Source organism: Amycolatopsis dendrobii (assembly GCF_014145675.1).
In the GTDB taxonomy this organism is placed as follows: Bacteria; Actinomycetota; Actinomycetes; order Mycobacteriales; family Pseudonocardiaceae; genus Amycolatopsis; species Amycolatopsis dendrobii.
The window spans coordinates 25,371-39,372 of sequence record NZ_JACGZW010000018.1; the positions used below are offsets into that span (position 1 = coordinate 25,371).

Annotated in this window: 11 protein-coding genes; all 11 read left to right on the plus strand. The window is 71.0% G+C overall.

Features of this window, described 5'->3' with window-relative positions:
* Positions 1–1,021: 1,021 nt before the first annotated feature.
* The 11 genes from H4281_RS39155 to H4281_RS39205 all read left to right on the plus strand — a co-directional run bounded on the left by H4281_RS39155 (position 1,022) and on the right by H4281_RS39205 (position 13,978).
* Positions 1,022–2,227 (plus strand): MFS transporter, encoded by a 1,206-nt coding sequence (locus H4281_RS39155; protein WP_182895896.1) that lies wholly within the window; start codon positions 1,022–1,024, stop codon positions 2,225–2,227.
* Between the two features lie 207 nt (positions 2,228–2,434).
* Positions 2,435–3,193: a LuxR C-terminal-related transcriptional regulator gene (locus H4281_RS39160; RefSeq protein WP_182895897.1), complete on the plus strand. Its 759-nt coding sequence runs from the start codon at positions 2,435–2,437 to the stop codon at positions 3,191–3,193.
* A 906-nt stretch (positions 3,194–4,099) separates the two neighbouring features.
* Positions 4,100–4,369: a hypothetical protein gene (locus tag H4281_RS39165; protein ID WP_182895898.1), complete on the plus strand. Its 270-nt coding sequence runs from the start codon at positions 4,100–4,102 to the stop codon at positions 4,367–4,369.
* A 58-nt stretch (positions 4,370–4,427) separates the two neighbouring features.
* Complete coding sequence (locus tag H4281_RS39170) at positions 4,428–5,684, plus strand: ATP-grasp domain-containing protein (protein WP_182895899.1); 1,257 nt, start codon at positions 4,428–4,430, stop codon at positions 5,682–5,684.
* Positions 5,685–5,742: 58 nt separating this feature from the next.
* The gene (locus tag H4281_RS39175; RefSeq protein ID WP_182895900.1) at positions 5,743–7,383 is read left to right on the plus strand and encodes a DUF885 family protein; all 1,641 of its coding nucleotides are present in this window, start codon (positions 5,743–5,745) and stop codon (positions 7,381–7,383) included.
* A 262-nt stretch (positions 7,384–7,645) separates the two neighbouring features.
* A complete protein-coding gene (locus H4281_RS39180; RefSeq protein WP_182895901.1) occupies positions 7,646–8,383 on the plus strand; it encodes a thioesterase domain-containing protein in 738 nt (245 codons plus the stop codon).
* Entirely contained in the window at positions 8,380–9,492 is a 1,113-nt protein-coding gene (locus H4281_RS39185; RefSeq protein WP_182895902.1) for an acyl-CoA dehydrogenase family protein, read from the plus strand. The genes H4281_RS39180 and H4281_RS39185 overlap by 4 nt, the downstream gene beginning before the upstream one ends.
* Positions 9,489–10,325, plus strand: coding sequence for an acyl-CoA dehydrogenase family protein (locus H4281_RS39190; RefSeq protein ID WP_182895903.1), 837 nt, complete (start codon positions 9,489–9,491; stop codon positions 10,323–10,325). The genes H4281_RS39185 and H4281_RS39190 overlap by 4 nt, the downstream gene beginning before the upstream one ends.
* Entirely contained in the window at positions 10,322–12,103 is a 1,782-nt protein-coding gene (locus H4281_RS39195; RefSeq protein WP_182895904.1) for a non-ribosomal peptide synthetase, read from the plus strand. Before H4281_RS39190 ends, H4281_RS39195 begins: the two co-directional genes overlap by 4 nt.
* An 82-nt stretch (positions 12,104–12,185) precedes the next feature.
* Positions 12,186–13,697, plus strand: coding sequence for an NAD(P)/FAD-dependent oxidoreductase (locus H4281_RS39200; RefSeq protein WP_182895905.1), 1,512 nt, complete (start codon positions 12,186–12,188; stop codon positions 13,695–13,697).
* A complete protein-coding gene (locus H4281_RS39205) occupies positions 13,694–13,978 on the plus strand; it encodes a phosphopantetheine-binding protein (RefSeq protein WP_182895906.1) in 285 nt (94 codons plus the stop codon). The genes H4281_RS39200 and H4281_RS39205 overlap by 4 nt, the downstream gene beginning before the upstream one ends.
* Positions 13,979–14,002: the final 24 nt, after the last annotated feature.

The window sequence follows — 14,002 nt, forward strand, 5'->3', positions numbered from 1 at the left end:
ACGGAAAACGGGCACGAAAAAGATCCCGCAGGCACAAGGCATGGCGCAGCGATCCGGTCGACGGATCCGCGGAACTGCGAGAGACGGAAAACCCGATCTCCGTGCTGGCTGGTTAGCCGCTACCTCCATGCGTAGGCCCATACGGGGCGCGGGGCTAAGTTAGCACAAGGCGGAAGCCCGGCAAACAGCCCCCGGGCGGTCCGGGCCAACGGCCGCCGAACAGGAAATGAACGCGACGCGTCGGACAAGGTCATCGGCACGCGGCGCAGTGCGTGGGGCCATTCGGCGCGCAGCGTATTCCGCCTGGCGTACTGGCCGGCGCGGAAAGACTTCGCGATCGGCGAATGCACGAGCGGCAACGCGTATTCGGGGCCGTTCGGCGCAGCGGCCTGCTCCCCTCGCGCCCTTCCGCCGCGTCGGCGCCATTCGAGGACCGGATGTGCGGCGGCGCAGCGGAATGGGGCGAGCGCCGGGCAGTTCCCGCGACGCTTGATCTTCTCTCCGCCCGAGACGGCGCGCCTGGCGATTCCGGCCGATGATTCCGGGCACGAGATCTTCCTGTCCGGACACAAATCGTTGCACCGCACTGAATCCGCCCGCACACTCGGATCGGAAAGGGCGCGCCCGCGCCGGAGCAAGGACCGATTCGCCCCTTGCCGCACGGGCGGCCCGCCGCTGCGCCCGCACCCGCCGCCTGCTTCGGAAAACCACGAAACCATGAGCGCCAGCAACATCAATCAGCGAAATCAGGTCCCGAAAGCCTCTTGCGTTGCGGAAAATCCCGAGCATTGACCCGTAGTCAGCTTGCATGGCAATATCTTGCAAGGCAACCATTGGGGGACCATGCGTCAGCATCAATCACTTGACCCGAATGATTCCGCGAGCCCGCGAAGTGCGCTCCGTGCCATGGCGACAACGGCGCCGGTTCGCATTCGGCGATCACCGATCCCGGTGACCTGCGAGGTCGCGAGCCACGATGGCCGTTGAGGAGCACCCTTCCGTCATTCAGACGCTCCGGGGAATGTCGAGGCCCGTCTGGCTGCTCCTGATCGGCACCCTGATCAACCGGCTGGGCAGCTTCCTCCAGGTCTACCTGGTGCTGTACCTGACCGACCGCGGGTTCTCGACGGCGAGCACCGGATTCGCGCTGGGAGCGTTCGGCGTCGGCACCGTGGTCGGCGTCATCATCGGCGGCTCGGTGAGCGACCGGCTCGGCTACCGCCACACGATCGTCGGCTCCATGCTCGTCGCCGGCGTGCTCACGGTCGCGCTGCCGCACCTGACGAACATCGCGGCGGTGGTCGGCGTCGTCGGGGCCGTCGGCCTCACCTCGCAGGCCTACCGCCCGGCCGCGTCGGCTTTGCTGATCGACCTGACCCCGCCTGAGCGGCACATCATGGTGTTCGCCGCCTACCGGCTCGCCTACAACGTGGGCACCGTGGCCGGTCCGCTGCTCGGCGCGCTGCTGATCACCTATTCCTACGAAGCGATGTTCTACTGCAACGCGATCGCTCTCGTGGCGTTCGGGCTGCTCGCGTTCAGCCTGCCGAAACACTCGGACGTCGCGCACGCGGCGCCGTCCGGAGACCCCGAAGCGGCCGCGGAGCAATCGCCGGACCGGCCCGGGCGGCCGCCGTCCTATCTGGCCGTGCTGTCCGACACCCGCTTCATCGTGTTCAACATCGCGATGATCCTCGGCGGGATGGTGTACATCCAGAGCATTTCGACGCTGGCGCTGCACGTGACGGCGTCCGGGCACTCCCCCGGTTTCTACGCCGCGCTGCTCTCGATCAACGCGTTCGTGATCACCTGCCTGGAACTGCCGATCACGAGGTTCGTCCAGCGGATGACCGACCGGGCGACCGTCGCGGTCGGCAACATCCTGGTGGGCGCCGGGATGATGCTCTACCTGGCCGGTCCGTCGGCGGCGGTGCTCGTGATCGCGACGCTCGTGTGGACCGCGGGCGAGATGGTCGGAACCCCTACCATCACGGCGTACCCGGGCCGGATCGCGCCGCCGCGGCTGCGCGGGCGCTACATCGCGCTGTCCGAGTTCGCGACCCAGGTCGGCTACGCGGCCGGCCCGGCGCTGGGCGTCGCCTTGTGGGCCGTGTGGCCCGCCGGGGTCTGGTGGCTGTGCGGAGTGCTGACCGTCGTCGCCGTTTTCGGCTCCACCGTGTCGATGCCCGGCGCGGCGGAGCGGAACCGGCAGCCCCTCGACAGTTGATTCGCACCATGGCGACCAAGTCGGCGCGGGCCAGGACGGCCGCGTCGCGCACAGAGGCGCGCCCGCACGGGCAGCGCTCGGCACGCCCCGCGATATCCCGGAGCATCGCACGGCCGGGCCCGCACCGGGAACCGGGGCGGCGCGAAGTGGGGTTCATGTTCGAAAACGTTTGCGGTACAACGGCTACGTCGGACACGGGAGGGGCGGATGAGCGGCACGGCGGGTCCGGGCACGGAACAGGCGATCAGAGTCGTTGTGGTGTCCCAGGTACGGATCTACCGCCAGGGGCTGGCTCACCTGCTCGACGTCGAGGACGGGTTCGAACTGGTCGCCGCGACGTCCGAGGCGGACACCGCGGTGACGCTGCCAGGACAGTCCAGGGTCGACGTCCTGCTGCTCGACATGACCGGCGACATGGCGGGCAGCCGAGGGCTGGAGACGCTGCACCGGCTGGCCGGGCTCAGCGACGTTCCCTGTGTGGTGATGGGGATCCCGGAGCGGACGGCCGACGTGGTGTCGTTCGCCGAAGCGGGAATAGCGGGCTACGTCACCACGGAGAACTCCTTCACCGATCTGCTGGACACCCTGCGCTCGGCGACCCGCGGCGAGTTCGCGTGCAAGGGGAACGTCGCCGCCGGGCTCGTGGAGCGGCTGGCGGCGCTGGCCAGGGAACGCCGGGCCGTTTCCCTGCCGCAGCTCACCGCGCGCGAGCAGGAGATCGCGGTGCTGCTGGAATCCGGCCTGTCCAACAAGCAGATCGCGGGCATGCTGCACGTCCAGCTCACCACGGTGAAGAACCACGTGCACAAGATCCTGGAGAAGCTCGGCGTCCGGGGACGGGCCGAAGCGGCGGCCATGGTCCGCAAGCACCGGCTGGCCGAGACGGGATCCGGATCCTCGAAGAGATCCATTTCAGATCGGGAGGGTTCATGCCCGCCGGAGCGGGTGTCAGCAGAATCGCTGTGACCGAGACCGGTTGAGGCGGAGGCCGTGGTGTTCGCACACGTCGCACAAGGCACCCCAGGACAGGCACGCGCGGCAGCGCTGGCGCCCCGGCGAGCCGTGCGCGGGCGAATAAGTCCACAATGGACAGAGTCGGACTTTTCGCCGCCGACAGCCCGAAGCGGGCGATCTCTCCGGTCGGCGCATTCCGCGGCACGAGACGGTTCGCAGGCGGCAGCGGCCGGGAGGTACGGCCGATCATGATGTCCTGCAACGGGATTGGGTCCCGAACATCGGCCGCGGGCTGGTGCTGCCGCGCGGATCTGCCCTCCCCCGCCGGTCCGCCTTGAGTCGCTCGCCCCGCTAGAGCGACCGCGTACCGGGCTGGCGCCGCCGACGATCGCGCGCCAGGCCGGTCCGCACCGTCTCTGCCACTGGGAATGTGCCAGCAGGAACGAGAAAGTCCTTTCCGCTGCACTCCGCCGATCCCGGATCCGTTGCGGCGCGCGCACATCCGCGCCGCGGACGCTCGCGCATCCGCCGGCGGGGCTCGGGTGAACGCTCCCCGAGCCCCGCCGGTTTCCGCACGGGCGGGCGCACTCCGCGATCCGGATGCCCGGGCTCCGTCCTGCCGCGAGCCGGGATCCGGTTCCCCAGCGCCGAATCCGCGCGGTCCGGTTTCCTCCCGGCCGCCGCGGACCCACGCAACACCATGACCTGTTCGCTCCCCGGTCCGGGGCCCAGGCGGGGATCCAGATCCCGTCTGGGCCCAATGTTGACCCCGGGGATTCATGCCGTCGGTCCGGAACACCACCAGACTGGCCATAGCTGAGGCGGTGCACGCCGATGAGCCCGATTCGAGTCCTTGTCGCCGGCATGGCGACCCTTGACCGCGACATTGTCGAGCGACTTGCAGGAGAGTGGCCGGACATGACGATCGTGTGCGAAGGAGCCGATCTCGCCGATGTCGACGTACTGCTGGTGCCCGAACCGGACTTGCTGGCCGGATACCTGAGCCTGATGTGGACGCACCGGCGGATCGGGGTCGTCGTGCTGGACCCGGCCGACCGGGACGGACTGGTCCGGGCCTGCCGGATCACCGTTCCCGCGTCCGACGCGAGCTCCACCTGGGAGCAGCGTCTCGCAGGCGCCATCCGGTCGGCGGCGGGCCCGGCTCGGCTCTTCCGGACCAGACGTTGACCCCGATTCCGCCGTATCCCCGCCACGCTCGCCAGGCCACCGAACGAGAGGACCCCCGATGACCAGCGTCCACGTCGCCTTCCTCGAGACCAACCGGACGGGCAGCGGCTACGAGGTGATGCGCGTCGCCAAGGAGCGCGGCTACCAGGTCACCCTCGTCGCCAAAGACCTCGACTTCTACCGGCAGCCCGGCCAGCAGCAGATCCCCATGGACGTCTTCGACCAGGTCGTCAACTGCGACACCGACGACCCGGAGGCGGTGGCGGCGACCCTGTCCGGGCTCGAGCACCGGCCGGACGCGCTGCTCTCGGCGAGCGAGTTCCACATGTTCGCCACCGCGCGGACGGGGCGGCTGCTGAAGGTGCGGGGACAGGATCCCGAGGCGGTCCGGGCGTGCCGGGACAAGTCGCGCGGACGCCAGCTGAGCGCGGCCGCCGGGGTGCCGATCCCCCGGTTCGTGCTGGCCGCCACGCCGGAGGAGGCGGCCGCGGCCGACGTCGGATTCCCTTGCGTGGTCAAGCCTTTGGACGATTCGGGCAGCTACGGCGTCAAGCTGTGCGCGAACGCGCAGGAGGTCGCCGACCACGCCAAGGCACTGCTCGCCTGGACGCACAACGAGGTCGGGCAGCCCAAGCTCCCGTCGGTCCTGGTCGAGGAGTACATGCACGGGCGGGAGATCAGCGTCGAGGTGATCGTCGCCGACTCGCGGGCCCGGGTCGTCGCGATGACCGACAAGGTGCTGCTCGACCCGCCCGTCTTCTACGAGATCGGGCACACCGTCCCGGCGTCTCTCGACCCGCAGGCGGAGGCCGCCTGCCGCGAGGTCGCGGTGCAGGCGCTCGAGGCGATCGGCTACGACTTCGGCGCGGCGCACGTGGAACTGATGATCACCGACGACGGGCCGCGGCTGGTCGAGGTGAACTGCCGGCTCGCGGGCGACCAGATCACCCGGCTGGTCAAGATGGCGACGGGGTACGACATGCACGCGGCGCTGCTCGACATCCACCTCGGAGCCGACCCCGGCGAACCGCCCGCCCCGGAGCGCGGCGCGGCCATCGTGTTCGTGGCGAGCCCCGGCGGCCGGATTCTTTCCCTCGACGGGGTCGAGGACGCCCGGTCGATGCCCTACGTGACGGAAGCGGACAAGTTCGTCGAGCCCGGCGCGGTCCTTCCGGAAGAGGCCGCGGGCTACGACCGCCTCGGCTACACGATCGCAGTCGCTCCGGACGGACCGTCCGCCGCAGCCGCCGCGAAGGACGCGGCCGACGCGATCAAGGTGGGCTTCGAACCCGTTCCGGGAACTGATCTCCGGTGACCGGCGCCGTCGGCCCGGCACGAAAACCGTCCGCCCCCGCCCGGAAAGGAGGCATCGGATGACCGAGGCAGCCCACGCGCTCGCGGAACTGGCCGCGGAATTCCGGGGGTGGCGCACCCAGACCCAGCCCGACTCCGGCGACGACGTCCCGCGCGTGGACCGGCCGGCGGGCTGGCTCGCCGACTGGTCGGCGAGCGCGGTCGCCAAACGCCGCCTGGCACTGGCCGACTACACCGAACGGCACCAGGCCGTCGACGTGTCGGGCGAACCGGTTTCCGTCCAGGTCGACGGGCGGCTGCTGGGCTCCGCGCTGGCCCGCGTCCACTGGGAACTGGACCTGCTGCGCGGCTGGCAGCGCAACCCCGGGTTCTACGTCGAACAGGCGCTGCTGCAGATCTTCAACCTGCTGCTGATGCCGCCGCCGTTCGACCGGCAGCGGGTCGCCGACCTCGTGCGGAACCTCCGGCACGTTCCCGTCGTCCTCGGCCAGGGGCGGGAAAACCTGCCGGGGCACGCCGCCGCCCCGTTCGCCGAGCAGACGCTGCGCGGGCTGGCCACGGCCGCCGCGGACGTCGAACTCGCCATGGCCGAACTGGCCGCTTTCCTCGCCGCGGCAGGCGATTCCTTGCCGGAGACGGCCGAATTGCCCGCCGCGGCAGGGGAGGCCGCCCGCGCTCTCGACGCGTACCGGGACTGGCTCGGCTCGCAGTCGTTCGACGGCGACGCCGTGGTCGGGCCGGAGGGAATGCGGTACTTCCTGCACAACGTCGCCCTGCTGCCCTACTCCGCCGGCCAGCTTCGCGACCTGGCTCGCGAGGAGTTCAACCGCGCTGTCGCGGCCGAGGCGATCCTCCGGAAACGCGTGCCGCACGGCGAACGCCTCCCGCCGCGGACCCTCGACGAGATCGTCGAGCAGCTGCGGGCCGACGAGTCCGCCGTGCGCGCTTTCTACGCCGACCGCGACCTGCTCAGGCTGCCGGACGACCTGCGCCGCTACACCTTCGCCGCCATGCCGTCCTACCTCGCTCCGTTGAGCTGGCTCGGCGTCACGCACGACATCGGCTCGCTGGAACGTCCCGCCCAGGACGCGGTCTGCTACATGAACCCGCCCCGCGACGGCATGTCCTACTTCGCCCAAGCCAAGTCCCGCGATCCGCGCATCGGCCTCACCCACGAGGCCGTCCACGCCTTCCAGTCGGCGCTGTCGTGGCGGCATCCCAATCCGGTGCGCCGCCATTTCCATGACTCCATCCCGAACGAGGGCATCGCGTTCTACAACGAGGAATTGCTGCTGCAAGCGGGCCTCCTCGACGACATGCCCGACAGCGCCGTGTTCATCGCGAACTCGATGCGGCTGCGCGCGCTGCGGGTCGAGGTGGACATCCGGCTCGCCGAAGGCACGCTCACCATCGACGAGGCCGCGGACCAGCTCGCCGACATTGTGCCGATGGACCGGCCCACCGCCTGGCAGGAGGCTGCCTTCTTCGCGGGCACTCCGGGCCAGGGCCTCAGCTACCTGGCGGGCAAGGCGCAGATCCTGAGCCTGCTCGCCGCGTGCGCGCACCGGTCCGACCGCTTCGATCTGCGCTCGTTCCACGAACGCCTTTGGCTCGAGGGCAACGTCCCGGCGGCCTTGCTCCGCTGGGAACTCCTCGGCCTCGACGACCACCTCGGCGCGGCCGACCGGCTGGCCGGCTGATCCGGGAGGCGGGCCCGGCCCGCCGGTGAGAAGAGGGGGAACGACATCACGACGAACGCCCCGTCCGGCGAAACGCCGGCGAACGCCACCGCCTGAACTTCCGCTCCCGCCGGGACGCGCACCGCGTCCGCGGTCCCGCCCGGTCGTCTTCCTGGCGTCCGGCGGGTCCGGCCTGCCCGGGCCCGGGCCCGATGCTCGGCTCCTTCGGCGCGGCTCCCGACGCCGCCGCCGGTCCTTTTCCTGCACTCATAAGGGGTTTCTGATGTCCGAAGTGGACAGCGCACCGGCGGAGAGCCCGCCCCGCGACCGCTGCCGGGTCGGCTTGACGAGGGCGGCGGCGGGGACTCCGGTGCTGCACCTGGTCCATCCGGCGGGCGGGTCGGTGGCCTGCTATCGCGGGCTGGCCGGGGATCTGTCGCCCGAGCTGGCGACGGCGGCCTTCCTGCCGGCGGCGCTGGACGGGGGCGTGCTGGACGAGGACGTCGAGACCATGGCCGCCCGCTACCTGGCGGAAGTGCCGCCGGGCCCGGTGCTGCTGGGCGGTTGGTCGTTCGGCGGGCTGGTCGCCTTCGAAATGGCGAGAAGGCTTGCGGCCGAAGGGCGCGCGACCGGTCCGTTGCTGCTGATCGACACCCCGCTCCCGGGGGTCGGGGCGGTCGACGACGCCGCGCTCGCCGCCGAATTCGAGACCGAGCTGGCCAAGACGACCGGAGCCGGCGGCAGCACCGCAGAGGAACGCGCGAGCAGGTTCGAGGTGTTCCGCACGCACTGCCGGGCGCAGGTCGCCTACCGGCCGCCGGAGCGGATCGCCAACGACCTGGTCGTCGTCGCCCGCAAGGACAACGAGGACGCGCCGCGCTGGCAGGACCACACGACGGGACGCCTGCGCCTGCGCCGGTTGCCCGCCGACCACTACGAGCTGATGAGGACACCGCACGTGGGCGCCTTGACCCGATTCGCGAAGCCGACGCTGATCGCCGCGGGGAAGAACCTCCGATGAACCCGACGCCGAACCCCGAACTGGACCGCTTCCGGGAAGAGCTGCGCGGCCTGCTGGCCCGGCCGGAGGTCGGGGCCGAACTGGCCGCCCTCGCCGGCACGCCCGCCGAGGACCGCTTCCCCGCCGAGACCTACCGGCTGCTCGGCGAGCACCGGATGCTCGCCCCGGCCTGGCCGCGGCGCTACGGCGGGCGGGACGCGACCTCGGCCCACGCCGCGATCGTGCAAGAAGAGCTGTCCGCGCACGGAATCCCGGACATGCCCTTCATCAACACGATCACGAACGCCGGCGCGCTGGTGCTCTTCGTGGCCGACGCCGAGCAGAAGGCTCGCTTCCTGCCTTCGCTCGCCGCGGGCCTCGCCACGATGGTGGTTCTCTACACCGAGGCCGAGGCGGGATCGGATCTCGCGTCGCTGCGGACCCGGGCCGAGCGGGTCGAGGACGGCTGGCGGCTGTACGGGGCCAAGTGGTACGCGGTACAGGTTCGCCGCGCGGGCTATGCCGTCGTGGCCGCGAGGACTTCCGAGCGAGGCCGGGCCGAGGCGGGCATCACCCTGTTCCTCGTCGCCCTCGACGATCCCGGCGTCACGGTGAGCCTGGTCGAATCGCTTTACCCCGACCCGTTCTACGAGGTGCTGCTGGACGGGGTGCACGTCCCCGCCTCCGACGTGCTGGGACCGGTCGACGGCGGCTGGTTCGTGCTGGCCGCCGCTCTCGCGATCGAGCGGACCGGCGTCGACTACATCGCCAAGGCCACCAGCTGGCTGGAGATCGCGGCCAGGCAGGTCGAAGCCCTCGACGACCCCGTTCTCTCCGATCGCCTGGCGAGTCTGCGGACCCAAGCCGCCGCCGGGCGCGTGCTGGCGTGGCGGATGGTCGAGCGCCAGCAGCAAGGCGACCTGAACGCCGAGGAGGCGGCGATGGCCAAGTGGTTCAACAGCGAATTGTGCGTCAAGGTGGCGCAGCTGGCATTGGATGCCGGCGGTCCGGCGGACGACGCCTCGGTGGCGATGCTCCGCGAGGCTCCCGGGCTCACTCTTTCCGCCGGTGGCTCGGAAATCATGCTGGGGATCATCGCGTCCAGCCTCGGTCTCGAGGTGGCGTCATGAGCGCCGAGACCGACGTTGAGACCCGGCAAGTGGTGTCCAGCTACTCGTCCGCCTACGAGAGCGGAATCGCCGGCGCCCCGTACGCGCCCATCGAGCACGCTGTCGCCGCTGAATCCCTTGCGAGCCATGACATCGACGAAGCGATGCGGGCACGGCCAGAGTCTCCCGTCGCGGTGCTGATCCCCGGGGCGCCCGGCCAGACCGTCGCCGTGGGCCCGGCCGAGTGGCTGCTTGCAGTGGGTCCGCAGTTGGTTCTTTACAACAAGGACGATGTCACTCGCCGCCCCCTGCGCTCGCTGCTGGACGACGAAGAGCTGTACGCCGTCGACAATGGCACCGCGACCGGGCTTGTCGTCTGCGAGGAGGCTGACTGCCCAGCCTGCACGCTGACGTTGGCGCGGCTTCGCAGCCGGACCGCCGGTTATCTCTGCGGCCTCGCACAGGGCGCTGTCGACGCAGCCGTCCGGCGAGTGCAGGACCGGGTGCAATTCGACCGTCCGATCGGGAGCAACCAGACGGTCGCCTTCCAGCTGGCCGCGCTCACCGCCCGGCTGACCGCCGTGCACGCGCTCGGCGAGCACCTCTCCGCCCGGATCGAGTCCGGCCAGGCGGAAACCGATCCGGTGCGGGAAGCCTCCCGGCTGCTCGCGGCGAGCGCGGAACTGGCGGTCGAGGCGACCGCCGCCGCCTTGCACCTGCACGGGGCGTTCGGGCTCCGGTCCGATCAGCACGCCCAGCGCTTCTACCGCAAAGCCTGCGCATTCTCCGTCCGCCACGGAACAGCCGCCCGGCTGCGACGGGCGGGCTCAACCCGAAGGGAAGGTTCCCGATGACCAGCACCGGCCGCCCGGGCGGTCCCCCCATCGGCCTGCACCACCTGGTCGAGCAGCAGGCCGCGGCGACGCCCGAGGCGATCGCCGTGACCGCGCCCGACGCGACCTGGACCTACGCCGAACTGGACGGGCAGGCGGCCCGGATCGCGGCGGGGCTGCGCGAGCGCGGGGCCGGCCGCGGCAGGCTGATCGGGATGGCGATCGAGCGTTCCGCCGCCGCCGTCGCCGCCATCCTCGGCATCCTCAAGACGGGCGCGGGCTACGTGCCGCTCGATCCGGAGTTCCCGGAGAGCCGGCTGCGCTTCATGATCGAGGACTGCCTTCCCCTGGTCGTCCTGCACGCCGGGGCCGGCCTGCCGTCGGTGCCCGGCACCGCGATGGCGGAGTTCGACGACGTCCTCGGCTCCCCCGGCGCGCGGGAAGAGGCGACGGAGATCTCGCCGGAGCAGACGGCCTACGTCATCTACACCTCCGGATCGACCGGCAAGCCGAAGGGCGTCGAGATCCCGCACCGCGGCATCGTCGACCGGGTCCTGTGGGAGCGCACCGCCTACCCTTCCGGGCCCGAGGACGCCGTGATCCTGCACCACGCGCTGAGCTTCGACGTCTCGTTGTGGGAGATCTTCATCCCGCTGACCACGGGCGGGCGGCTCGTCGTCGCCGACCCGCTGTACGGGCAGGACCCCCGGTACCTGACCGATCTCGTCCGTGCGGAGAAGGTCACCTGCCTCGCGGTCGTCCCGGCGCTGCTCCAGGCGCTGCTGGACGAGGAGCCCGGACTGGGCGGCTGCCCGTCGCTGCGCGAGGTGTTCTCCGGGGGCGAGGTGCTTTCCCCGGCACTGGCCCGCAGGTTCTTCGCGACCGTGAAAGCCGGGCTGCACAACCAATACGGCCCCACCGAGTACTCGATCGACACGACCTATTGGGACTGCCTGCCGGACGACCCGGCCGCCTCGGTCCCGATCGGCTTCCCTCGGACCAACTCCCGGCTCTACATCCTCGACCCGCGGGGACGCCCGGTGGCCGACGGCGAGGCGGGCGAACTCCACATCGCCGGGCCGGGACTCGCGATCGGTTACCTCAACCGGCCGGAGCTGACCCGGGAGCGCTTCGTCGGCAACCCGTTCGACGGCGGCCGCATGTACCGGACGGGCGACGTGGTCCGCCGCCGCGGCGACGGCGCGCTGGAGTTCGTCGGCCGGGCCGACGACCAGGTCAAGGTACGCGGGTTCCGCATCGAACTCGGCGAAATCGAGCGGGCGGTCGAAGCGCTCCCCGAGGTCGAGCGAGCCGTGCTGACCACGGTGGGCGACGGGGACGATCTCGCGCTCGCGGCCTTCCTGACGCCCGGTTCGGTCGACGGCCGGCAAGTCCGGGCGCGCCTGGCCGAAGTGCTGCCCGAGTACATGATCCCCGCGCACGTCGTCGCGCAGGACCGGCTTCCGCTCGGGCCGACCGGCAAGGTGGACAAGGCCGCGCTGGCCTTGCCCGAGCAGACCGCCCGGCCCGCCGGGGAGGTTCCGCGCGACCCGGAGGAGGAACTCGTCGCGGGCACCTTCGCCGAGATCCTCGGCGTGCCCGGGGCCGCGGCGGGCGACGACTTCTTCGAACTCGGCGGCAATTCGCTGCAAGCGTTGCGGCTGCTGAACATCCTGCGCAAGCACTCGCCCGAACTGCCGATCGCGGTGCTCTTCGAAACCCCGACCGTCGCGGGCATCGCGGCGGCACTGCGCGAGGTCCGCCAGACCCCGGATCCATCGGCGGTCGCCGGGCAGTGACGCCGGCCCGCGACCGCTCCAGGCATGGGGGCCGAACCGCTCCTGGCGCCAGCTGAATCCCACTGGAACACACGGAGGAACGATGCAACGCCCGAACTCTGCCAACCCGGAAAAGCCGAAGCAGGCCGACGTCGTCATCGTCGGCAACGGCGCGCTCGGACTGTTCCTCGCCGAGGAGCTGATCGAGCGCAAGGCGGGCTCGATCGTCGTGGTCGGCCCGGACGACCGCGACGCCGGGGCGAGCAAGGCCGCCGGCGCCATGCTCGGCTGCTTCGGCGAGGTGACCGCGGACTCGCTGAAGACCCACGCCTCGCGGACGAGGTTCGAAATCGGCCTGCGAGCGCACGAGCGCTGGCCGGACGTGCTCAGCAGGCTCGAGCCGTACTCCAAGACCGGCTCCCCGCTGCAGACCGCCGCCGAATCGCACGTGGTCCTCAACGCCATCGGCGCGGAGCTGGACACGATCAACTTCGAGGCGATGATCAAGGCGCTCGACGAGTACGGCAAGCCGTGGTCGGAGATCGACCCGAAGGAGATCCCGGGCTTCAAGCCGAGGACCGACGCCCGGTCGCTGCGCTCCATTCACGTGCCGGGCGAGGGAGCCGTGGACGCCCGCGGCGTGCTCGCCGCGCTCGAGGCACGGCTCGACGAGATCGGCGCGACCCGCGTCGACGCGATCGTGCGCCGGCTGATCAAGGACGGCGAAGCGGTGACCGGGGTCGAGCTCGCCGACGGCCACGTCATCGAGGCCGGGACCGTGGTCGTCGCGACCGGGGCGAGCAGCGAGAACCTGGTGCGCACCGCGGCCGAGGACCTCGAACTCATCCCCATGATCGCGGGCCTCGGCTTCGCGATGCTCGCCAAGCGCACCGGCGGCGAGCCGTTCCGCAGCGTGGTGCGGACCCCGAACCGCGGCTTCGCGTGCGGCCTGCACGTGGTGCCCGCCGGGAACGGCCGCGAGTACCTCGGCGCGACCAACCGCCTCGTCGACGACATTTCCAGCGTCACCTGGGTCGGCGACGCGCGCTACCTCGCCCAGTACGCGATGCAGCAGCTGGACGAGCAGATCGCGCGGCACGAGGTCGTGAGCTGGCTCAGCGGGAACCGCCCGGTGACCTTCGACGGCTTCCCGATGATCGGCTGGCTGCCGCTGGACGGCCTCTACCTGATGACCGGCACCTACCGCGACGGTTTCCACTGCGCGCCGCTGCTGGCGAGCCACGTCGCGAACGAGCTGCAGGGCCAGCCGGGGCTCATCGACTCGATGTTCAACCCGGTGCGCCGCCCGATCCAGGTCAGGACGGTCGAGGAGTCCATCGAGGAGTACGTGGTGCACAGCCTCGCCGCCTGGTTCGAGACCGGCGCGGAGGCCGCGCCGCAGATGACGACCACGCAGCTGGCGGCCTACTACCGCACCCGGGGCCGGGAGGCCTTCGAGCACTTCGGCACCGACTACGCGTTCGGCCCCGACGTGCTCTGGTACGCCGAGGGCAGCCTCGTCGGCGGACGGCGGATCGCCCGCTACCTGAACCGCCTGCGCGGCAACGCTTCCGCATTGGCCTCGGTCGCCGGCGCGGCCGGAGCGGCGCGATGAGCGCGCCGCAGGAGTCCGCCCGGGATCTCGTCGCGACGCTCACCGCGAAGCACCTCAACCTCGGCCAACGCGAACTGCGCCCCGACGAAGACCTCTGGAACCTGGGCATGACCTCGCTCACCTGCATGGGCCTGATGCTGGAGATCGAGGACGCGCTGGACGTCGAACTGCCCGCCGACCGGCTCAACGCCGAGACCTTCGCTTCGGTGAACGGCATCGTCGCCGCGGTCGAGTCGGTCCGGCAGGGGGTCCACGGGGAAGAGACGCCCGCGCGGACCTGACCGCCGCTTCGCACCGCCGCTGCC

What these genes read in the sequence shown, in the direction of transcription:
- H4281_RS39160 (WP_182895897.1), top strand. Translation starts at nt 2,435, where the DNA reads ATGAGCGGCACGGCGGGTCCGGGCACGGAACAGGCGATCAGAGTCGTT.
- H4281_RS39190 (WP_182895903.1), top strand. Translation starts at nt 9,489, where the DNA reads ATGAGCGCCGAGACCGACGTTGAGACCCGGCAAGTGGTGTCCAGCTAC.
- H4281_RS39165 (WP_182895898.1), top strand. Translation starts at nt 4,100, where the DNA reads ATGACGATCGTGTGCGAAGGAGCCGATCTCGCCGATGTCGACGTACTG.
- H4281_RS39185 (WP_182895902.1), top strand. Translation starts at nt 8,380, where the DNA reads ATGAACCCGACGCCGAACCCCGAACTGGACCGCTTCCGGGAAGAGCTG.
- H4281_RS39155 (WP_182895896.1), top strand. Translation starts at nt 1,022, where the DNA reads ATGTCGAGGCCCGTCTGGCTGCTCCTGATCGGCACCCTGATCAACCGG.
- H4281_RS39170 (WP_182895899.1), top strand. Translation starts at nt 4,428, where the DNA reads ATGACCAGCGTCCACGTCGCCTTCCTCGAGACCAACCGGACGGGCAGC.
- H4281_RS39180 (WP_182895901.1), top strand. Translation starts at nt 7,646, where the DNA reads ATGTCCGAAGTGGACAGCGCACCGGCGGAGAGCCCGCCCCGCGACCGC.
- H4281_RS39200 (WP_182895905.1), top strand. Translation starts at nt 12,186, where the DNA reads ATGCAACGCCCGAACTCTGCCAACCCGGAAAAGCCGAAGCAGGCCGAC.
- H4281_RS39175 (WP_182895900.1), top strand. Translation starts at nt 5,743, where the DNA reads ATGACCGAGGCAGCCCACGCGCTCGCGGAACTGGCCGCGGAATTCCGG.
- H4281_RS39195 (WP_182895904.1), top strand. Translation starts at nt 10,322, where the DNA reads ATGACCAGCACCGGCCGCCCGGGCGGTCCCCCCATCGGCCTGCACCAC.
- H4281_RS39205 (WP_182895906.1), top strand. Translation starts at nt 13,694, where the DNA reads ATGAGCGCGCCGCAGGAGTCCGCCCGGGATCTCGTCGCGACGCTCACC.